The sequence below is a fragment of the Paracoccus sp. SJTW-4 genome (assembly GCF_047716885.1).
Lineage (GTDB): Bacteria > Pseudomonadota > Alphaproteobacteria > Rhodobacterales > Rhodobacteraceae > Paracoccus > Paracoccus solventivorans.
The window spans coordinates 732,499-750,938 of sequence record NZ_CP136681.1; the positions used below are offsets into that span (position 1 = coordinate 732,499).

The 18,440-nt window shown below is 69.4% G+C and carries 18 protein-coding genes and 1 tRNA gene; 12 read left to right on the forward strand and 7 right to left on the reverse strand.

Features of this window, described 5'->3' with window-relative positions; translation table 11 throughout:
* Window positions 1-41 precede the first annotated feature (41 nt).
* Window positions 42-350, reverse strand: a complete 309-nt coding sequence (locus RSP45_RS03665) for an ETC complex I subunit (protein ID WP_073063551.1) — start codon at window positions 348-350, stop codon at window positions 42-44.
* Here RSP45_RS03665 and RSP45_RS03670 point away from each other — a divergent pair.
* The 3 genes from RSP45_RS03670 (at window position 349) to uvrB (ending at window position 3,698) form a co-directional block, all read left to right on the forward strand.
* Window positions 349-504, forward strand: a complete 156-nt coding sequence (locus RSP45_RS03670) for a hypothetical protein (RefSeq protein ID WP_415393254.1) — start codon at window positions 349-351, stop codon at window positions 502-504. The genes RSP45_RS03665 and RSP45_RS03670 overlap by 2 nt on opposite strands.
* On the forward strand, window positions 501-1,331 hold the full coding sequence (locus RSP45_RS03675) for a superoxide dismutase family protein (protein ID WP_415393255.1): 831 nt from the start codon (window positions 501-503) through the stop codon (window positions 1,329-1,331). The genes RSP45_RS03670 and RSP45_RS03675 overlap by 4 nt, the downstream gene beginning before the upstream one ends.
* A 177-nt stretch (window positions 1,332-1,508) precedes the next feature.
* Window positions 1,509-3,698, forward strand: coding sequence for an excinuclease ABC subunit UvrB (gene uvrB / locus RSP45_RS03680; protein ID WP_415393256.1), 2,190 nt, complete (start codon window positions 1,509-1,511; stop codon window positions 3,696-3,698).
* 213 nt (window positions 3,699-3,911) lie between these two features.
* On the opposite strand, the gene RSP45_RS03685 is transcribed toward uvrB, so the two are convergent.
* Complete coding sequence (locus RSP45_RS03685) at window positions 3,912-4,634, reverse strand: methyltransferase domain-containing protein (RefSeq protein WP_415393257.1); 723 nt, start codon at window positions 4,632-4,634, stop codon at window positions 3,912-3,914.
* 395 nt (window positions 4,635-5,029) lie between these two features.
* Window positions 5,030-5,671, reverse strand: a complete 642-nt coding sequence (gene parA, locus RSP45_RS03690) for a ParA family partition ATPase (protein WP_415393258.1) — start codon at window positions 5,669-5,671, stop codon at window positions 5,030-5,032.
* A gap of 123 nt (window positions 5,672-5,794) precedes the next feature.
* Between parA and RSP45_RS03695 the strand changes: the two genes are divergently transcribed.
* Complete coding sequence (locus RSP45_RS03695) at window positions 5,795-6,844, forward strand: dipeptidase (RefSeq protein ID WP_415393259.1); 1,050 nt, start codon at window positions 5,795-5,797, stop codon at window positions 6,842-6,844.
* A 68-nt stretch (window positions 6,845-6,912) separates the two neighbouring features.
* Here RSP45_RS03695 and RSP45_RS03700 read toward each other — a convergent pair.
* Window positions 6,913-6,987 (reverse strand) — tRNA-Thr (locus RSP45_RS03700).
* A gap of 136 nt (window positions 6,988-7,123) precedes the next feature.
* Between RSP45_RS03700 and RSP45_RS03705 the strand changes: the two genes are divergently transcribed.
* Window positions 7,124-7,999, forward strand: a complete 876-nt coding sequence (locus tag RSP45_RS03705; protein ID WP_415393260.1) for a hypothetical protein — start codon at window positions 7,124-7,126, stop codon at window positions 7,997-7,999.
* Between the two features lie 184 nt (window positions 8,000-8,183).
* Here RSP45_RS03705 and RSP45_RS03710 read toward each other — a convergent pair whose 3' ends face one another.
* On the reverse strand, window positions 8,184-8,432 hold the full coding sequence (locus RSP45_RS03710; protein WP_036704162.1) for a DUF2312 domain-containing protein: 249 nt from the start codon (window positions 8,430-8,432) through the stop codon (window positions 8,184-8,186).
* 135 nt (window positions 8,433-8,567) lie between these two features.
* Here RSP45_RS03710 and RSP45_RS03715 point away from each other — a divergent pair, with 135 nt between their 5' ends.
* Window positions 8,568-8,792: a hypothetical protein gene (locus tag RSP45_RS03715; RefSeq protein WP_415393261.1), complete on the forward strand. Its 225-nt coding sequence runs from the start codon at window positions 8,568-8,570 to the stop codon at window positions 8,790-8,792.
* Between the two features lie 22 nt (window positions 8,793-8,814).
* Window positions 8,815-9,264: a D-aminoacyl-tRNA deacylase gene (gene dtd, locus RSP45_RS03720; protein WP_415393262.1), complete on the forward strand. Its 450-nt coding sequence runs from the start codon at window positions 8,815-8,817 to the stop codon at window positions 9,262-9,264.
* A 272-nt stretch (window positions 9,265-9,536) separates the two neighbouring features.
* Here dtd and RSP45_RS03725 read toward each other — a convergent pair whose 3' ends face one another.
* Both RSP45_RS03725 and RSP45_RS03730 read right to left on the reverse strand, forming a co-directional pair.
* Window positions 9,537-10,067 carry an Lrp/AsnC family transcriptional regulator gene (locus RSP45_RS03725; RefSeq protein ID WP_324328896.1) on the reverse strand — a complete coding sequence of 177 codons (531 nt, stop codon included), beginning with the start codon at window positions 10,065-10,067 and terminating at the stop codon, window positions 9,537-9,539.
* A gap of 17 nt (window positions 10,068-10,084) precedes the next feature.
* Window positions 10,085-11,692, reverse strand: coding sequence for an SDR family NAD(P)-dependent oxidoreductase (locus RSP45_RS03730; protein ID WP_415393263.1), 1,608 nt, complete (start codon window positions 11,690-11,692; stop codon window positions 10,085-10,087).
* Window positions 11,693-11,885: 193 nt separating this feature from the next.
* Between RSP45_RS03730 and RSP45_RS03735 the strand changes: the two genes are divergently transcribed.
* The 5 genes from RSP45_RS03735 (at window position 11,886) to RSP45_RS03755 (ending at window position 18,422) form a co-directional block, all read left to right on the forward strand.
* The gene (locus tag RSP45_RS03735; protein ID WP_415393264.1) at window positions 11,886-13,493 is read left to right on the forward strand and encodes an ABC transporter substrate-binding protein; all 1,608 of its coding nucleotides are present in this window, start codon (window positions 11,886-11,888) and stop codon (window positions 13,491-13,493) included.
* A gap of 107 nt (window positions 13,494-13,600) precedes the next feature.
* The gene (locus tag RSP45_RS03740; RefSeq protein ID WP_073062158.1) at window positions 13,601-14,575 is read left to right on the forward strand and encodes an ABC transporter permease; all 975 of its coding nucleotides are present in this window, start codon (window positions 13,601-13,603) and stop codon (window positions 14,573-14,575) included.
* Window positions 14,572-15,459: an ABC transporter permease gene (locus RSP45_RS03745; RefSeq protein WP_073062161.1), complete on the forward strand. Its 888-nt coding sequence runs from the start codon at window positions 14,572-14,574 to the stop codon at window positions 15,457-15,459. The genes RSP45_RS03740 and RSP45_RS03745 overlap by 4 nt, the downstream gene beginning before the upstream one ends.
* A complete protein-coding gene (locus RSP45_RS03750) occupies window positions 15,456-17,093 on the forward strand; it encodes an ABC transporter ATP-binding protein (protein WP_415393265.1) in 1,638 nt (545 codons plus the stop codon). Before RSP45_RS03745 ends, RSP45_RS03750 begins: the two co-directional genes overlap by 4 nt.
* A 21-nt stretch (window positions 17,094-17,114) precedes the next feature.
* The gene (locus RSP45_RS03755) at window positions 17,115-18,422 is read left to right on the forward strand and encodes an NAD(P)/FAD-dependent oxidoreductase (RefSeq protein ID WP_415393266.1); all 1,308 of its coding nucleotides are present in this window, start codon (window positions 17,115-17,117) and stop codon (window positions 18,420-18,422) included.
* The last annotated feature ends 18 nt before the right edge of the window (window positions 18,423-18,440 follow it).

Sequence of the window (18,440 nt, forward strand, 5' to 3'; positions counted from 1 at the left end):
CCGTCAGCCCGCAGCCCCTAGCCCCTAAACTCCGCCCCGGCTCAGTGCGGCCAGGGCGCGCGGCGGTCGGTGGCGAAGTTCTCACCATAGCCGCGCGGGCGGATGTTCTGGGCGCGCGACTTGGGGGGCGTGGTCACGTAATCCAGCCCCTTGGCCTTGGCATAGGCCTCGGCCTCTTCGCGGGTGCGGAAGCGCAGCCGGACCTGCGACTGGGTATCGTCGCTCGAGGTCCAGCCCATCAGCGGGTCCAGCGCCCGCGGATCGGCGGGCGGAAACTCGAGCACCCAGCCCTTGCTGCGGGCCCCCGACTGCATGACGTTGCGGGCAGGCTGATAGATGCGGACGCGCATGAAGACCCCCTTTGGCGGCGTGGACGCGGGCTGCCCTCTTTTGGCGCAGAGCGCCGGCGCAATCAAGCCGATGCGCCCGCGTTTCCGCCGCGGCAGGAACATCCGGGCGCTGATGGAGTTACGCCGCGACAACCCAGAGGAGCTGATCCGATGACCCGTTTCCAGATCGCCCCCCGCGTGCCCGGCCGGCCGCGGCAGATTGGCGCAGTCACGCTGAGCGCCCTGCTGGCGCTGGCCCCGATGGCCGCCCTTGCCCAGGACTCGGGCGACGGGGCCGACACCGCGGCCCAGGGCTCGGACGCCGAGTCCCCCACCGCCGGCGCCCCGGCCGAGACCCTGTCCGCGACCGGGACCACCACGACCCCCGCCCCCGCCGCAACCGAGCCAGCCGAAGACGACACCCAGTCCCCCGCCCCGGCCCCGCAGCCTGACGTTGCGGCCACAGCCGCCGGCACGGCTGCCCCCGCGGCCGATGCCGCGGCCCCGGCTGCCGACGCGGCCGCTCCGGCAGCGGACGACAGCGCCTCGGCAACCGGCACCGCCCGCAGCGCCACCGCCCAGATGGCTGGCCCCGAGGGCGAAGCCTTCGGCACGGTGACCGTGGCCGAGACCGCCTCGGGCCAGATCCACCTGAGCTTCACGCTCGAGAACCTGCCCGAGGGCACCCGCGCCATCCACATCCACGAGACCGGCAGCTGCGAGCCGCCGGGCTTCGACAGCGCCGGCGGGCACCTGACCGGGGGCCGCGACCATGGCGCGCAGGCGCCCGGCGGGATGCACGCGGGCGATATGCCCAACATCACCATCGGCGCCGACGGCAGCTATCAGGGCGAGGTGCTGACCGACAACGTCACCATGGACGAGGTGCTGGACAGCGACGGCTCGGCCATCGTGATCCATGCCGATGCCGACGACTATATCTCGCAGCCAGCAGGGAATGCCGGCGACCGGATCGCCTGCGGGGTGCTGGACGCCTCGTGATCGCAGAACTGGTGATCGCAGACCCGTGATCGCGGGCCCGGGCACCGGCGCAGACGCCACGGAAAGAGCCGCCCGCCGTGCCGCGGGCGGCCCTTGCGGGTTGAATCCCGGCCGCTTCGGGCCCAACTTGCGTGGTCGGGCAGGTGGCCGCGTCGGCCGGCCCGGTCAGGGATCCTCATGGCTCACAACAACACCAACGCCCCCGCACCGCTGCTGCTGACGCCCCAACCGCGGGAAAAGCTGGAAGGCGGGCGCCGCTTCGTCATGCATTCCGAGTTCCAGCCCGCCGGCGACCAGCCCACCGCCATTGCCGAGCTGGCGCAGGGGGTGCGCGGCGGCGAACGCGACCAGGTGCTGCTGGGCGCGACCGGCACCGGCAAGACCTACACCATGGCCAAGGTGATCGAGGAAACCCAGCGCCCGGCAATCATCCTGGCCCCGAACAAGACCCTGGCCGCGCAATTATACGGCGAGTTCAAGGGGTTCTTCCCCGAAAACGCCGTGGAATATTTCGTCAGCTACTACGACTACTACCAGCCCGAGGCGTATGTGCCGCGCTCGGACACCTATATCGAGAAGGAATCCCAGATCAACGAGGCCATCGACCGGATGCGCCACTCGGCCACCCGGGCGCTGCTGGAACGCGACGACGTGATCATCGTGGCCTCGGTCAGCTGCATCTACGGCATCGGCTCGGTCGAGACCTATTCGGCGATGACCCAGGACCTGGTGGTCGGGGAAAGCTACGACCAGCGCGGCTTCATCAACGAGCTGGTGGCCCAGCAATACAAGCGGCTGGACAGCGCCTTCCAGCGCGGCGCCTTCCGGGTGCGCGGCGACGTGGTCGAGCTGTGGCCGGCCCACCTCGAGGACCGGGCCTGGCGGTTTTCGTTCTTCGGCAACGAGCTGGAGAGCATCACCGAGTTCGACCCGCTGACCGGCGCCAGGGACGGCGACTACAAGCAGATCCGCATCTACGCCAACAGCCACTATGTCACCCCGCGGCCGACCTTGCAGCAGGCAATCAAGGGGATACGCGCCGAACTTCAGGCGCGGCTGGCGCAGCTGAACGACGAGGGCAAGCTGCTGGAAGCGCAGCGGCTCGAGCAGCGCACGAATTTCGACCTGGAAATGCTTGAAGCCACTGGGGTCTGCCACGGAATCGAGAACTATTCCCGCTATCTGACCGGCCGCGCCCCCGGCGAGCCGCCGCCGACGCTGTTCGAGTTCATCCCCGACAATGCCATCGTGTTCGCGGACGAATCCCACGTCAGCGTGCCGCAGATCGGCGGCATGTATCGCGGCGACTTCCGGCGCAAGTTCACCCTGGCCGAGCACGGTTTCCGCCTGCCCAGCTGCATGGACAACCGGCCGCTGAAATTCGAGGAATGGGACGCGATGCGTCCGCAATCGGTGTTCGTGTCCGCCACCCCCGGCAACTGGGAGCTGGACCAGACCGGCGGCGTCTTTGCCGAGCAGGTGATCCGCCCCACCGGGCTGCTGGACCCGGTGATCGAGATCCGGCCGGTGGAGACCCAGGTCGACGACCTGCTGGACGAGGTGCGCCGCGTCGCCGCCGCCGGCTACCGCACCCTGGTCACCACCCTGACCAAGCGCATGGCCGAGGATCTGAGCGAATATCTGCACGAGCAGGGTATCCGCGTGCGCTACATGCACAGCGACATCGACACCATCGAACGCATTGAAATCTTGCGCGATCTGCGGCTGGGGGCCTATGACGTGCTGGTCGGGATCAACCTGCTGCGCGAGGGGCTGGACATCCCGGAATGCGGGCTGGTGGCGATCCTCGATGCGGATAAAGAGGGGTTCCTGCGCAGCGAGACCTCGCTGATCCAGACCATCGGCCGGGCCGCGCGCAACGTGGACGGGCGGGTGATCATGTATGCCGACCGCATCACCGGCAGCATGGAACGCGCCATGCGCGAGACCGAGCGCCGCCGCCAGAAGCAGCAGGCCTATAACGAGGCGCATGGCATCACCCCGCAGACGGTGCGCAAGAACGTCGACGACGTGCTGGCCGGGCTGTGGCAGGGCGACACCGACCAGTCGCGGATCACCGCCACGGTGGAGAAGCCCCTGGTCGGCGCCAACCTGGCCGCGCATCTCGACGCGCTGCGCGCGCAGATGCGCAAGGCGGCCGAGAACCTCGAGTTCGAGGAGGCCGCGCGGCTGCGCGACGAGGTCAAGCGGCTGGAAGCGGTCGAGCTGGCGGTCTCGGACGACCCGCTGGCCCGGCAGCAGGCGGTGGAAGACGCCGCCGAGGCCGCGGTGCAGGCTCGCGGCCGCTCGACCGCCGGCCGCGCCGGGCAGCGCGGCGGCAACAAGCGCAGCAGGCGGCGGGGCTGATCCCCGAGACCGGAGTGAGGGCCGGGGTTTCGCGCGTCAGCGCGGGGAAGAAACCGACGATCCCGGCCTTGCACCGGGCGATGGTCCGTTCCAGCCCCGAGATGACGACCATGGGCGTGAAGACGACGGGGATACACAGGCTTCGACGGAATCGGAGACCACCCCGGTCGCTGGAATATCTTCTGCAAGATGAGGGCCATGCACTGACAAGCTCTAGCGGCGCGCGAGGAACGAGCCGCGGTTGGGGGTGGGGTCGGGGATGGTCTCGATACTGGTGAAGCGGCATTCGTCCAGCATGTCGCGCACGCAGTCGCGGGTGGGGAACCATTTGCGGATGTGATGGACGCCCGCGGCCGGGGGCTTGAAGTGGATGAAGCTGCCTGCGCCCGGATGCAGCGTGGTTTCCAGCCACAGCAGATCGGTGGTGCTGGCAATGATTTCCAGGTCGTGGAACGGGTGGCGCAGGTGATAGAGCAGCCCCAGCGCCAGCACCGCGTCATAGCGTTCGCCGGGCCGGATCGCGGTCACCTCGCCCACCCGTGTCCAGATTCGGTCCTGCAGCCCGGCTGCCTGCGCGGCAAGGCGCAGCCGCGCGATCATCGCGCCCCAGCTGTCCTGCGCCAGCACCAGCGCCCCGCGCCGCGCCATCTCCAGCGCAAAGAACCCGTCCGCCGAGCCGAGATCGAGCACCCGCATCCCGGCCATGTCCGCGGGCAGCACCTCGCGATACACCTGCCAGCGCCGCAGCGGATGGTCGGCAGGCTGCGGGCCGGGCGCAGGGGCGATGCCGCGGGTGGCGATGCCGGGGGCAAGCTTGATATTGTGGAACCACGGCCCCAATTCGGCGACGCGGGCTCGGAGGTCGGCGCCTGACAGCGGTCCCTCTGGCGGCGGAATCGGCTGCGCCCCGGAAATATCGGTGAAATCTGCCGTCATGCGCGCCCCTCCTGCCCAAGCGTTCGGACGGCATCCGTCCGTGGGATCCGGTCTACGGCAGGAAGTTGAAGATAAGGTTAAGACGCGCAGGTGATGTGGACGCGATCTCGATCAGGGCGTGATCTCGGCCAATGCTAGGATTTCATCGGGCCGAGCCCGGCGACCACCGTGTTCCCCAGCGACCGCCGTCACACACCACCGCCCGTTGCCACATCCCTACGGCAGATGCTGACGACAAGATCGGGATGCGCGGCGGCGCAACGCATCACGGGTGGTCAGTGCCGCGATTTCGCCGTGCACGAAGCCGAGGCTTAAGCCCTCAGCCATCGCCGCCGCCCCTCGTCCCGGACACCCTAGTCCGCCCATCCGTCCGCTTGCGCCAGGACGTCGGATCCTCAGTCCCCGCCGCCAACGTAGCGCAGGATCTCGTCGGCCAGCGCGGCGATCTCGTCGCGGGCGGGGCCGGGCGGGCCCTCGGACACCGCGCCGCCGCGGCCCAGGGTTTCGGCATAGGCGACGCGGTTGGCCAGCTGCGCCTGCGCCACCGCCACCCCCAGCTGCGCGGCGCCCTGGGCGACCTCGGCCCCCAGCCGGGTGTTCGGGCGGGTGCGGTTCAGCACCACCAGCACCGGGCGGCGTTCGCGGCTGGCCAGGTCCAGCACCCCCTCGGTCGCCCACAGATCGACCTGGCTGGACGCCACCGGCACCAGCACCAGATCCGCCACCCGCAAGGCCGGGCGCAGATCGCTTTCGATCTTGGGCGGGGTGTCGATCAGCACCACGTCAAAGCGCTTCTTCAGCTTTTCGCTTTCATAGCTGGCCCCCCAGGCCGAGGAGGTGGTGAACTCCAGCCCCTCGTCCTCGCCCTGACGGTCCAGCCGCTCCATGAACCAGCGGCCGAGGCTGCCCTGCGGGTCGGTGTCCAGCACCGCGACGCTCAGGCCCCGGCGGCGCAGTGCGACGGCCAGGTTCACCGTCAGCGTGGTCTTGCCCGAGCCGCCCTTCTGCTGGGCCACCGTGATGATCCGTCCGGCCATTGCCGCCCCCCGCGCCCTGTCCCGCCCCTTGCGTTGCACGGGGTCGCGGCAAGGGCAAGTGCCGCGGGGCTTGCATCCCGCAGGCGGGCGGTGCTTGGTCCCCGAAGGCAGCGGAGGGCGCGGATGATCCCGGTTTTCGACGGACACAACGATTACCTGCAGCGGGCGGTGGCGGCGGGGGCCGATGCGGACCGGATGTGGACGCAGGGCGACGGCACCGGCCACATCGACCTGCCGCGGCTGCGCCGGGGCGGCATGGCGGGCGGGTTCTTCGCGGTCTGGATCCCGGACCCGGACCCGGGCGACGTCGCCGGGATCGTGCTGCTCAAGGAAAACCCACCCTTCGAACTGCCGCTGCCGCCGCCGGTGGACAGCCGCACCGCCCTGCCCCAGGCCTTTGCCCAGGCCGCGGCGCTCTTGGCGCTGGAACGCAGCGGCACGCTGTCGATCTGCCGCAGCGCCGCCGAGATCCGCGCCGCGATGGAGGCCGGCCGCATCGCCGCGATCCTGCATATGGAGGGCGCCGAGCCGCTGGCCGACCTTGACGCGCTGCATGTCTGGCACGCGATCGGCCTGCGCTCGCTGGGTTTCGTATGGTCGCGGCCGACCGCCTATGGTCAGGGGGTGCCCTTTGCCTTCCCCTCCTCCCCCGACCGCGGCGAGGGGCTGACCGAGCGCGGCCGGGCCTTGGTGCGCGAATGCAACGCGCTGCGCATCATCATCGACCTGTCGCATCTGAACGAAAAGGGCTGCGATGACGTGGCGAGGCTGAGCGACGCGCCGCTGGTCGCCACCCATTCCGGCGCGCACGCGGTCTGCCCCAGCTCGCGCAACCTGACCGACCGGCAGCTGCGCCAGATCGCCGATTCGGGCGGCGTGGTCGGGCTGAACTTCAACACCGGCTTCCTGGCCCCCGACGGGCGGCGCGAGCCGTTCCGGGGTTTTGGGCCGATGCTGCGCCATCTCGACCACCTGCTGGGCATCCTCGGCGAAGACGGCGTGGCGCTGGGGTCGGATTTCGACGGCGCGGTGATGCCCGCCGACCTGCCCGACGCCGCCGCCATGCCCCGGCTGCTGGAGGCGATGCTGGCCCACGGCTATGGCCGCGACCTGGTCGAGCGCATCGCCTGGCGCAACTGGCTGTCGCTGGCGGAACGCAGCTGGGGCGGGTGAGCGCACCCGCCGGGCATCGGGAAATGCGCCGGGACCGGATGCCGGAATCCCGCAATCCATTGAAAGCATGGTGCCGGTTGAGGGATTTGAACCCCCGACCCCCTGATTACAAATCAGACGCTCTACCACTGAGCTAAACCGGCCCGACATCTGAGATACGCGGGCCGCCCCTTTCGTGCAAGCGCGCAGGGTCGCGCCGCGGCCATGGGCATTTCCCCTTGACGCAGGCGGCACGGGAGGCGACGGAACACCCGGGTTTCTAACAAGGATTTTTTGCAAATGCAGGTCGCCATCCATTTCGGCACCCACGGGACCGAACCCGAGCGCATGATCCGCACCCTGATGGAGAACCGCGACTGGCTGCTGGCGAACGGGGTCGAGGTGGTGCCGCCCGGCCGCTACAAGGGGGTGCTGGACGAATCGCTGACCTCGCTGCGCGGGGGCGAGGCGTCGCCGGCGATGGAAGAGGTGATCTACGACGCGCTGCTGGAATCCGACAATGTGCGGCGGATGGTGATCTCGCAGGCGTCGCTGATCGGGGCGCCGGTGCGCTGCCTGACCGAAAAGGGGCTGTTTCCGCAGGCCGGGCCGCGGATGCGGGCGGTGGCGGGGCTGTTCCCCTCGGCCGAGGTCGAGGTCTCGCTGGCGATCCAGAACCCGGCGCTGCAGATCCCGCATCTGCTGTCGCGCCTGCCCGATCCGCCGGGGGTGCGGGCGCTGGCGGGCTGCGACCCGCGCAGCCTGCGCTGGGGTCCGGCGATGCAGCGCATCGTGGAATCGATGCAGGGCCGGCGGGTGATCGTCTGGTGCTACGAGGACACGCCGCTGGTCTGGCCCGAGGCCGTGCGCCGCATCGCCCGGATGCCCGCCGATGTGCCGCTGAAATCCGGGCTCGCGGTGCTGGGCGACCTGCTGCCCCCCGCGGGGATGGTTGAGCTGCGCGAGGCGCTGACCCGCGCCGGCCCACTGACCGTCGCCGCCCGCCGCGCCATCTTCGCCGAGATGCTGGGCCGCCACGCCCACCCAGAGACGATCCAGCAGGAGATCCTGATCCCCGGCTGGACCCAGGATCTGGTCGACGAGATCACCGACACCTACGAGGAAGACGTGGCGATGATCGCCGCCCTGCCCGGGGTCGAGTTCCTCGGCCCCTGACCCGTCCAGGTCTCACAGACGCAACCGCGCCTCCCCTCCGGGCCGCAAGGGTGGCCCCTTCTGCATACACTCCCCGCGCCTGCCCTGCACCGCTGCTTCGGGCGGTCTCAAATATCCTCCGGGGGTGCGGGGGTGGAAAACCCCCGGCTCCGGCAGCGCAACCCGCGCGACCGCGGCTGCAGGATCACATCCCCAGCGCGGCCTTGTACATCTCCAGGATCGCCTCTTCCTCGGCCACGTCGTCCTTGTCGCGCTTGCGCAGGGCGATGACCTTGCGCATCACCTTGGTGTCGTAGCCGCGGGCCTTGGCCTCGGCCATCAGCTCTTTCTGACGCTCGGCGATATCCGCCTTTTCGGCGTCGAGCTGTTCGAATTGTTCGATGAACTGGCGCAGCTCTCCGGCTGCGATGCCATAGGCCTGATCGTCGCTCATGTCGCTTGCTGTCCCTTGCCGTGGGTCGCCGCGGACCGCGCCGCGGGGTAAGCCGCTGCCATAGGCCGACTTGCCGCCCGGCGCAATCGCCGCTAGGCCCGGGCCACGGCAATCCGGGCGGCGAACGAGGGCGCGATGACCATCTACGACATGCTGATCTGGGGCGGCGCGGTGCTGACCGCGCTGGGGCTGGCGGGGATCCTGTGGTGCATCCTGGCGGTCACCCGCGCCCGCCGCGCGCGGCTCGAGGATGCCGCCATGCGCGCCACCATGCAGCGGGTGGTGGCGGTGAACATGGGGGCGCTGGCGGCCTCGGTGCTGGGGCTGATGGCCGTGATCATGGGGATCATGCTGCGCTGAGGCAGCCGTCGAAAGGACGATCATGCGGGTTCTGATCCAGCGCGTCGCGCAGGCCGAGGTCACCGTTGCCGGCCGCTCGACCGGGCGCATCGGTGCCGGGCTGCTGGTGCTGGTCTGCGCCATGCAGGGCGACGACGCCGAGGTGGCGCGCAAGCTGGCCGGGCGGGTGGCGCGGCTGCGCATCTTCCGCGATGATCAGGGGCGGATGAACCGTTCCGTGCAGGACAGCGGCGGCGCGGCGCTGGTGGTCAGCCAGTTCACCCTTGCCGCCGACACGCGCAGCGGCAACCGCCCCGGGTTTTCCACCGCCGCCGCCCCGGGCGAGGGCGAGCGGCTGTATCTCGCCTTTGCGCAGGCGCTGCGCGAGCAGGGGCTGCAGGTCGAGACCGGCGAGTTCGGCGCCGACATGCAGGTGGCGCTGGTCAACGACGGCCCGGTCACCATCTGGATGGACACCGCCGAGCGCAGCTGAGCCGGGGCGCGCGCACGCGGCGCCACCGGCGGCGATTTTCCCAGCCTCACCCAGCCGTCCCAGCACCAGCCCTGCCAGTGACGGGCGGGGTCAGCCCGCTTGGCTCTCGGGCGCGACGGCGGGCAGTTTACTTGGCTGCCCCTCAGCGGCGGGCGGATCAGCTCACCCCACCCTCGGCGGGGTTGGCAGCGGGCAAATCAGCTCGCCTGACCCGCGGGCCCAGCGTGGGGCGGGATCAGCTCGCCTGGCCTTGTCCCTCAGCGGCGAGCGGGTCAGCCCACCCCACCCTCGGGCTCGACCGTGGGCGGGGTCAGATAGGTGGTCGGCACCGCGGTGGTGAACTTCAGCTCCTCCATCGCGATCGACGAGTTGATCTGCGAAAACTCCAGCCGCTCGATCATCGCCTTGTACACCTGGTCGAAGGCCTCGATGTCGGGGACCATCACCTTCATGATGTAATCGGTCGAGCCGGTCAGCCGGTAGGCCTCGACCACCTCTGGGATGGTCTCGATCAGCTCGCGGAAATGGTTCAGCCACGAGATCTCGTGCCGCGGCGCGGTGATGCCGATGAAAATGATCATCGGCACCCCGGCGCGCTTGTGGTCGACCAGCGCCACCCGGCCGCGGATCACACCGGCTTCCTCAAGCCGCCGGACCCGGCGCCAGCAGGGGGTCTGCGACAGCCCGACCTCTTCGGCCAGCACCGCCACCGGGCGGTCGCGTTCCTGCAGCAGGTCGAGGATCTGGCGATCCACCTCGTCGAAACTGGCGTGCTCGCCCGAGCGGCGGCGCGAATCGCTCATTCGCCGTGCGGGGGATTTCATGATGCGACGAACTCCAGGATGACGCCTGAGGTGTCGGCGGGGGCGACCCAGAAGCCGCCGGGCAGATCATGGGTCGCGACGCCGCCCGCGGCCACCGCCGCCCGCGCTGCCGAAAGGTCGCGCACTGCCACCCGCATCGCAGCGAATGCCGAAGCCGGGGTGGCGGCCAGCGCCGCCTCGGTCCAGCGCGCCGCCGCGGCCGCGGGCGACAGGCACAGGATCGGCGCCGAATCCGCCCCCGTCGCGACCAGCCAGCCGCCGTCGGCCGGTGTCACCTGCCCGGCCGCGAACAACCGCGCATAGCGCCCCGCCGCCTGTTCGGGGTCGTCCGAGACCGCGACGATCCCGGCCAGCCCCCGCGCGGTATTGGCGTGGGTCTGCAGCTCGGGGCGCCACACCATGTCCGGGGTCTTGTGCTGGCACATGAACATGAAGCCGGCGGGCGTGTCCTGCCGGGCGAAATGCGTCACCGCAAAGGCGGCGGTGCCGGTACCGCCGTCGGGCAGCGGCAGCGGGCGCGAGAACTCGGCCACCGGCTCGGCGCCAATCCCCAGCGCGGCCAGCAGCCGCCGCGCCGCATGGGCGTCGTCGATGCGGCAGGCGATGGCGCGCAGCCCGTCGCCGTCGCGGGCGATCATGTCGCGCTGGTGCTGGTTGGCGTGGGTGTCGGCGATGATTCCCAGCAGTTCGAAATAATCATGCTCGAAGATGATCGTATAATTCGCCGTGCCCTTTTCCGGGCTGTGGGTGCCGCGCGGCGACAGGGTGAAGCCCAGCCGGCGCCATCTGTCGGCGCTGCCGTCCAGGTCGGCGGTCAGCAGGAACAGGTGGTCGACACCTTTGACGGGATGGGACATCGGGCTTTCCTTTCGCTTGCTGTCGCGTTGCAGGGGCGCGAACACGATCTCGTGGATGGCGACGGCGGGGTTCATCCGCGCCACGGTCAGGGCCAGCTCGGCCACGTCCTCGGGCTGAATCATCCATTGCATCAGCCCGGGGTCGAAGCCGGGACGCTTGAGCAGCAGGGGGGTCGCCACCTCTCCGGGGCAGAGCGCGGTCGAGCGGATGCCGTTCCTGCCCTCGGCCGCGTTCAGGCTGGCGGACAGATCGACCAGCGCGTGTTTCGAGGCGCCATAGGGCACCCCCGCCGCCGGCATGTGGTGGCGCCCGGCCAGACTGGCGGTGTGGATCATCACCCCGCCGCCGCCCGCGCGCATGACCGGCAGGGTGGCGGCGATGACGTTGATCGCGCCGGACAGGTTGGTCGCGATCACCGCGTCCCATTCGGCAAAATCGATGTCGTCCCAGTGCCGGTGCGGGTTGTTCAGCCCGGCGTTGTTGCACAGCACCGCGATGCCGCCCTGCCAGTCGGTGATTCGCCGCACCGTGTCGAACACCGCCGCGCGGTCCAGCACATCCAGCGCAAATGCCCGCGCCTGCTCGCCCGCAGCGTTGATTTCCGTCGCCAGCGCGGCGATCGGTGCCTCGGTCCGCGCCGACAGCGCCACAGGAAAACCTTCCTGCGCAAAGCGCCGCGCCAGGGCCGCGCCGATGCCCGATCCGGCCCCGGTGATCCAGACCGTCCCGGCCACGGGGTTATCCAAGGAATAATTTCCCATGTTACCGCTCATATCGAAAAACTGTGCCGAGTTTTCGGCGTTACGAGGTCAGTTTATACGACTTTGAGGATATTGGTAGTGTTATCCATTGACATGCGCGGCAGGGTGGCGGAAGGTCGGTGAGATCACACATAGTGCCGGAAATTCCGTAGCCGGCCCGTCCAGGGGGGAACGATCAATGCGGAAAACGCATGGCGGATTGATGCTGGGTGCCTGCATCGCGGCGCTGAGCGCGGCGACATTGGCGCAGCAGGCGGCGGCGCAGCAACCGGCCGAGCCCAAGCGCGGCGGCACGGTGTTCGTGCACATGAACAGCGAACAGGGGGTGCTGAACCCGGCGCTGCGGGCCTCGACCGGGGTCTACCAGATCACCGGCCGCTTCATGGAGCCGCTGATCGACAAGACCTATGACGGCTATGTCGGCGTGCTGGCCACCGAATGGTCGTCCAGCGAGGACGGCAAGGCCATCACCTTCAAGCTGCGCGACGGGGTGCGCTGGCACGACGGCGAGGCGTTCCAGTGCGACGACGTGGCGTTTTCGGCGATGGAGCTGTGGAAGCCGCTGCTGAACTATTCCTCGACGCTGCAGGCGAACCTGGAATCGGTCGACTGCCCCGATCCGCTGACCGCGGTGTTCAACTATTCCGAACCGATGCCGCTGGACCTGATCGTGGCGGCGATGCCCGACCTGGGCCACCCGGTGCCCAGGCACCTGTACGAAGGCACCGACATCCTCAAGAACCCGCACAACCAGGCGCCGGTCGGCACCGGCCCGTTCAAGTTCCAGGAATACGAGCGCGGCCAGTATATCATCGGGGTGCGCAACGACGATTACTGGCGCGGGCCGGAATACCCCTATCTGGACCGGGTGATCTGGCGCTTCATCCCCGACAAGGCCGCGGCGGCCGCCGCGCTTGAGGCGGGCGAGCTGCATGAATCCGGCTTCAACGGCATCTCGATGGCCGACCTCGAGCGGCTGGGCAAGGATCCGCGCTTCGACATGGGCACGCAGGGCTTTGAAAACAACGTCGCCCACTCGACGGTCGAGTTCAACCTGCGCAACCCGATCCTGGCCGACCTGAAGGTGCGGCAGGCGATCTATCACGGGCTGGACCTGGATTTCGCCATCAACACCATCATGCGCGGCTTTGCCAAGCCGGGCCACGGCCCGATCCCCAGCGTCGGCGGCGCCAACTATACCGACGACGTGCCGGTCTATGAATACGACGTGGAAAAGGCCAAGGCGCTGCTGGACGAGGCCGGCTATCCCGTCGGGCCGGACGGCATCCGCTTCAAGCTGCGCCACCGCCCGGCGCCCTGGGGCGAATACACCCAGCTGTGGGGCGAATATTTCGCGCAGGCGATGAAGGAAATCGGCATCCAGGTCGATCTGGTCACCAACGACGCGCCGGGCTTCCTGAACGGGGTCTACCGCGACCACGACTTCGACACCGCCAACGGCTGGCACCAGTTCCGCTCGGACCCCGCGGTCTCGACGACGGTGTGGCTGCGCTCGGGGGCGCCGGTGGGCACCGCCTGGTCGAACCAGTTCGGCTATGAATCGGCCGAGATGGACGGGCTGATCGACGCCGCCGCCGAAGAGCTGGACCCGGCAAAGCGCGCCGATCTCTATCACCAGATCCAGCGGCTGGCGATGACCGACCTGCCGGTGATCTTCGCCATCGAGCATCCCTTCGTCGGCATCACCAACAAGAAGCTGATCAACCACCACAACACGCCACGCTGGGACAGCTCCAGCTGGTACGACCTGTGGATCGACGAGTGACAGGCGCCGGCCGGGGCGCGCACGCCGCCCCGGCCCTTTCCGCAACCACGATCCCCCGGCGCCGGCTGTCCGCAGCGGCGCCCGCGGGATGATTGTTCAGGCAACCGATGTCGCTTTTACTTTATCTTCTGCGGCGCCTTCTGCAGGCGCTGCCGGTGATCCTGCTGATCATCGTGGGCAGCTTCCTGCTGATCAAGCTGGCCCCGGGCGATACCGTCGATGCGCTGGTCGGCGACATGGGCGGCGCCGACCCGGCCTTTGTCGCGCGGCTGCGGCAGGAATACGGGCTGGACCAGCCGGTGCTGGTGCAGCTGTGGCGCTATCTGGTCAAGCTGGCGCAGCTCGATCTGGGCTGGTCCTATGTCTATGAGCAGCCGGTGACGCAGGTGCTGGCCTCGCGGCTGTGGGTGACGCTGCTGCTGATGCTGGGGGCGCTGTCCTCGGCCTTTGTGGTCGGGGTGGCGCTGGGGGCGTTCGCGGCGCGCCGGGCCTATTCGGCAGCCGACAACATCATCTCGACGCTGGGGCTGGTGTTCTATGCGATGCCGTCGTTCTTCCTGGCGCTGCTGCTGGTGCTGCTGTTCTCGGTCAAGCTGAACTGGCTGCCGGTCGGCGGCATCCGCGACATCGGCGCCTTTCACACCGGCTGGCGGCTGTGGCTGGACATCGCCACCCATCTGCTGATGCCGACGCTGGCACTGTCGCTGATCTACCTGGCCTTCTACATGCGGCTGATGCGCACCAGCGTGCTCGAGGTGATGGACCTCGACTTCGTGCGCACCGCGCGGGCCAAGGGCGCGGGCAGCTCGCGGCTGATGTTCCACCACATCATGCGCAACGCGCTGCTGCCGGTGATCACCCTGCTGGGGCTGCAGATTTCCACGGTGCTGGGCGGCTCGGTGGTGATCGAGACCATCTTTTCCCTGCCCGGGCTGGGGCAGCTGGCCTACACCTCGGTCGTCAAGCGCGACCTGAACACGCTGATGGGCATCATCTTCCTGTGCTCGATCATCGTCGTCGTGGTCAATATCCTGACCGATCTCGTCTATGCCTGGCTCGACCCGAGGATCGAACTGAAATGAGCGTTCCCGACATCGAACCCGTTCTCGAGCCGCAGCTGACGCGCCCGTCGCGTGCGGGCGTGCTGTGGCGGCGCTTTCGCCGCAACCGCGCGGCGATGCTGGGGCTGGTGCTGTTCGTCGCGGTGGTGCTGGCGGCGCTGCTGGCGGGGGTGATCACCCCCGGCGACCCGCTGCGCCGGGTTGGCGTGCCGCTGACCGCGCCCTTTGCCGATCCGGCGACGCCGCTGGGCACCGACCAGCTGGGTCGCGACATCCTGGCCGGCATCCTGCACGGCGCCCGCATCTCGCTGCTGATCGGGGTGGTGGCGACGCTGATCTCGATAACCATCGGCATCCTGATCGGCGCGGTCTCGGGCTATTTCGGCGGCTGGATCGACGACCTGCTGATGCGCGTGACCGAGGCGTTCCAGACCATCCCCAGCTTCGTGCTGCTGCTGGCGCTGGTGGCGATCTTCGGCTCGACCATCGAGAACATCGTGATCGCCATCGGCATCGTGTCCTGGACCGCCCCCGCCCGCATGGTCAGGGCCGAGTTCATGTCGCTGCGCAAGCGCGAGTTCGTCGACGCCGCCCGCAACCTCGGCGTCGGCAATGTCTCGATCATCTTCCGCGAGATCCTGCCCAACGCGCTGCCGCCGGTGATCGTCTTCGCCTCGGTGGTGATGGCGACCTCGATCTTGATGGAAAGCGCGCTGGCCTTCCTGGCGCTTGGCGACCCGAACTATGCCAGCTGGGGCAACATGATCGGCCAGGGCCGCGCGGTGCTGCGCACCGACTGGTACTGCACCGTGATCCCCGGCATCGCGATCCTGCTGACCGTGCTGTCCTTCAGCCTGCTGGGCGAGGGCCTCAACGACGTGCTGAACCCGAGGCAAAAGAAATGACCACGGCCCCGATCCTTGAAATTCAGGACCTGCGCATCTCGCTGCCCCCCGGGGGCGACCGGCCCTATGCGCTCGAGCATCTGGACCTGACCGTGAACCCCGGGGAAATCGTCTGCCTTGTCGGCGAATCCGGCTCGGGCAAGTCGCTGGCGGCGAATGCGGTGATGCGGCTGCTGCCGGAACCGCATGTGCATGTCTCGGCCGGGCGCATCCTGCTGGACGGCGAGGACATCTGCGCCAAGTCGGAATCCGAGATGCGCGCCCTCCGCGGCGACCGCGTGGCGATGATCTTTCAGGAACCGATGACGGCGCTGAACCCGCAAAAGACCGTCGGCTGGCAGATCGACGAGGTGCTGCGCCTGCACACCGACGTTGACCGCAAGGCGCGGCGGGCGCGGGCGCTGGAGATCCTGGGCGACGTGCATATCCCCGACCCGGCCTCGGCCTATAACGCCTATCCGCACCAGATTTCCGGCGGGCAGCGGCAGCGGGTGATGATCGCCATGGCGCTGGTGCTGAACCCGCGGCTGATCATCGCCGACGAGCCGACCACCGCGCTGGACGTGACCACGCAAAAGCAGATCCTGCATCTGATCAAGGAAATGCAGCGCCAGCACGGCACCGGCATCCTGTTCATCACCCACGACTTCGGGGTGGTGGCGGAAATCGCCGACCGCATCGCGGTGCTGCGGCTGGGCGAGTTGGTCGAATCCGGCCCGGCCGCGCAGATCCTGAACCACCCCCGCCACCCCTATACGCAGGCGCTGATCGCCGCGGTCCCGGCGCTGACCCCGCCCGCGCACAAGGACCTGTCGGCCGCGCCGGTGGTGCTGCGGGCGCAGGGGCTGGCCAAGACCTTTGCCGCCCGCGGCGGCCTGCTGTCGGGGCGGCGGCAGGCGGTGACGGCGGTGCGCGATCTCAGCTTCGAGCTGCGGCAGGGCGAGACACTGGGCGTGGTCGGCGAATCCGGCTCGGGCAAGACCACGGTGTCGCGGATCGTGACCCGGCTGCTGCCGCCCGACCGGGGCGAGGTGGTGATCGGCGGGCGCGACCTGATCCACGCCGACCGCCGACAGCTGCGCGCCATGCGCCGCGACATCCAGATGATCTTTCAGGATCCCATGGCCTCGCTGAACCCGCGCAAGCGGGTGGTGGACCTGATCGCGCAGGGCCCCATCGTCCACGGCATGCCCAAGGCCGAGGCTCACGCCCGCGCGCGCGAACTGCTGTCGCTGGTCGAGCTGTCGCCCTCGGCCGCCGAGCGCTATCCGCATGAATTTTCCGGCGGCCAGCGCCAGCGCATCGGCATCGCCCGCGCCATCGCCATGCAGCCCAAGGTGATCGTCGCGGACGAGCCGGTGTCGGCGCTGGACGTGTCGGTGCAGGCGCAGGTGCTGCGGCTGCTGGCCGATCTGCGCGACCGGCTGAACCTGTCGCTGCTGTTCGTCACCCACGATTTGCGCGTCGCCGCCCAGCTCTGCGACCGCATCATCGTCATGCAGAAGGGCGAGATCGTCGAGACCGGCCCCACCGCCGAAGTCTTTGCCGACCCCCGCCACAATTACACCCAGGCGCTGCTGGCCTCGATCCCGGGCCGCGACTGGCAGCCGCCGAAACTGACCGACGCCGCCTGAGCGCGGAGCAAGGATAAGACCATGGCCGACGTAGTGTTTCCCGACTCGATCTGGGCTGCCGTAACCCCCCGGCCCCCGCAGGCGCCGCCGCTGGCCGGCGACGCCGAAGCGGATGCGGTGGTGATCGGCGCCGGCTTCACCGGGCTGTCGGCGGCGCTGGAACTTGCACGCGCCGGGCAGCGGGTGCTGCTGCTGGAAGCGCAGGCGGTGGGCTGGGGCGCCTCGGGGCGCAACAACGGCCAGGTGATCCCGACCCTGACCGCGGCCGAGCCCCGCGCCATGGCCGAGCGCTGGGGCGCGGCGGGCGAACGCTTCGTGCGGCTGGTGGGCGGCAGCGCGGACACGCTGTTCGACATCGCCCGGCGCGAAGGGATCGAGGCCGAGGCCGAGGCCGAACAGACCGGCTGGTTCCAGCCCGCCCATTCGCCGGGCCGGGTCAGGCTGTCGCGCGCCCGGGTCGAGGCCTGGCAGCATTACGGCTTTCCCGCCCGCCTGCTCGACCGCGAAGAAACCACGGCGCTGCTGGGCACGGATTTCTGGTATGGCGGGATGCTGAACCCCACCGGCGGCCATATCAACCCGCTGGGCCTTGCCCGCGGCCTCGCCCGCGCCGCCGCCGCCCATGGCGCGGTGATCCACGAGGCGACCCCGGTCGCCGGCTGGTCGCGCGAGGGCGACCGCTGGCTCGTGCGCACCACCGCCGGCCACAAGGTCCGCGCCCGCCACATGATCCTGGCCACCAACGCCTATACCGGCGAGCTGGTGCCGCGGCTGGCCCGCAAGCTGGCCCATACCATCGTACCGGTGCTGTCCTGGCAGATGTCCACCGACCCGATCCCGGACGAGCTGCGCGCCAGCATCCTGCCCGGGCGGCAGGCGGTGTCCGACACCCGCGGCGACCTGCGGTTCTTCCGCTATGACGCCCGCAACCGGCTGATCACCGGCGGCGCGGTGATGGGCCGGCGCGACATGGCCCGCCGCGTCGCCGACAAGGCCGCCCGCAGCCTGGCCGAGGCCTATCCGCAGCTGGGCACCCCGCGGATGAGCCATGTCTGGTCCGGCTATATCGGCATGACCTGGGACCGTTTCCCGCGCATCCACCAGCTGGGCCCCGACGCCTGGACCTGGATCGGCTGCAACGGCCGCGGCGTGGCGCTGGGGGTGGCGCTGGGGCGCGAGATGGCGCGGGCGGTGTCGGGTGTCGCGCTCGATACGCTGGCCCTGCCGCTGTCCGAACCGCGGCCCCTGCCCTTCCACAGCTTCGCCCGCCGGATCGCGCCGAATTATCTGGCGTGGATGCGCCGCAAGGACCTGCAGGAAATGAAATGACCACCCCCCAAGACCCGA

What these genes read in the sequence shown, in the direction of transcription:
- RSP45_RS03670 (WP_415393254.1), top strand. Translation starts at nt 349, where the DNA reads ATGAAGACCCCCTTTGGCGGCGTGGACGCGGGCTGCCCTCTTTTGGCG.
- RSP45_RS03685 (WP_415393257.1), bottom strand. Translation starts at nt 4,634, where the DNA reads ATGACGGCAGATTTCACCGATATTTCCGGGGCGCAGCCGATTCCGCCG.
- RSP45_RS03725 (WP_324328896.1), bottom strand. Translation starts at nt 10,067, where the DNA reads ATGAGCGATTCGCGCCGCCGCTCGGGCGAGCACGCCAGTTTCGACGAG.
- RSP45_RS03715 (WP_415393261.1), top strand. Translation starts at nt 8,568, where the DNA reads ATGACCATCTACGACATGCTGATCTGGGGCGGCGCGGTGCTGACCGCG.
- RSP45_RS03665 (WP_073063551.1), bottom strand. Translation starts at nt 350, where the DNA reads ATGCGCGTCCGCATCTATCAGCCTGCCCGCAACGTCATGCAGTCGGGG.
- RSP45_RS03695 (WP_415393259.1), top strand. Translation starts at nt 5,795, where the DNA reads ATGATCCCGGTTTTCGACGGACACAACGATTACCTGCAGCGGGCGGTG.
- RSP45_RS03675 (WP_415393255.1), top strand. Translation starts at nt 501, where the DNA reads ATGACCCGTTTCCAGATCGCCCCCCGCGTGCCCGGCCGGCCGCGGCAG.
- RSP45_RS03705 (WP_415393260.1), top strand. Translation starts at nt 7,124, where the DNA reads ATGCAGGTCGCCATCCATTTCGGCACCCACGGGACCGAACCCGAGCGC.
- parA (WP_415393258.1), bottom strand. Translation starts at nt 5,671, where the DNA reads ATGGCCGGACGGATCATCACGGTGGCCCAGCAGAAGGGCGGCTCGGGC.
- dtd (WP_415393262.1), top strand. Translation starts at nt 8,815, where the DNA reads ATGCGGGTTCTGATCCAGCGCGTCGCGCAGGCCGAGGTCACCGTTGCC.
- uvrB (WP_415393256.1), top strand. Translation starts at nt 1,509, where the DNA reads ATGGCTCACAACAACACCAACGCCCCCGCACCGCTGCTGCTGACGCCC.
- RSP45_RS03740 (WP_073062158.1), top strand. Translation starts at nt 13,601, where the DNA reads ATGTCGCTTTTACTTTATCTTCTGCGGCGCCTTCTGCAGGCGCTGCCG.
- RSP45_RS03745 (WP_073062161.1), top strand. Translation starts at nt 14,572, where the DNA reads ATGAGCGTTCCCGACATCGAACCCGTTCTCGAGCCGCAGCTGACGCGC.
- RSP45_RS03735 (WP_415393264.1), top strand. Translation starts at nt 11,886, where the DNA reads ATGCGGAAAACGCATGGCGGATTGATGCTGGGTGCCTGCATCGCGGCG.
- RSP45_RS03750 (WP_415393265.1), top strand. Translation starts at nt 15,456, where the DNA reads ATGACCACGGCCCCGATCCTTGAAATTCAGGACCTGCGCATCTCGCTG.
- RSP45_RS03710 (WP_036704162.1), bottom strand. Translation starts at nt 8,432, where the DNA reads ATGAGCGACGATCAGGCCTATGGCATCGCAGCCGGAGAGCTGCGCCAG.
- RSP45_RS03755 (WP_415393266.1), top strand. Translation starts at nt 17,115, where the DNA reads ATGGCCGACGTAGTGTTTCCCGACTCGATCTGGGCTGCCGTAACCCCC.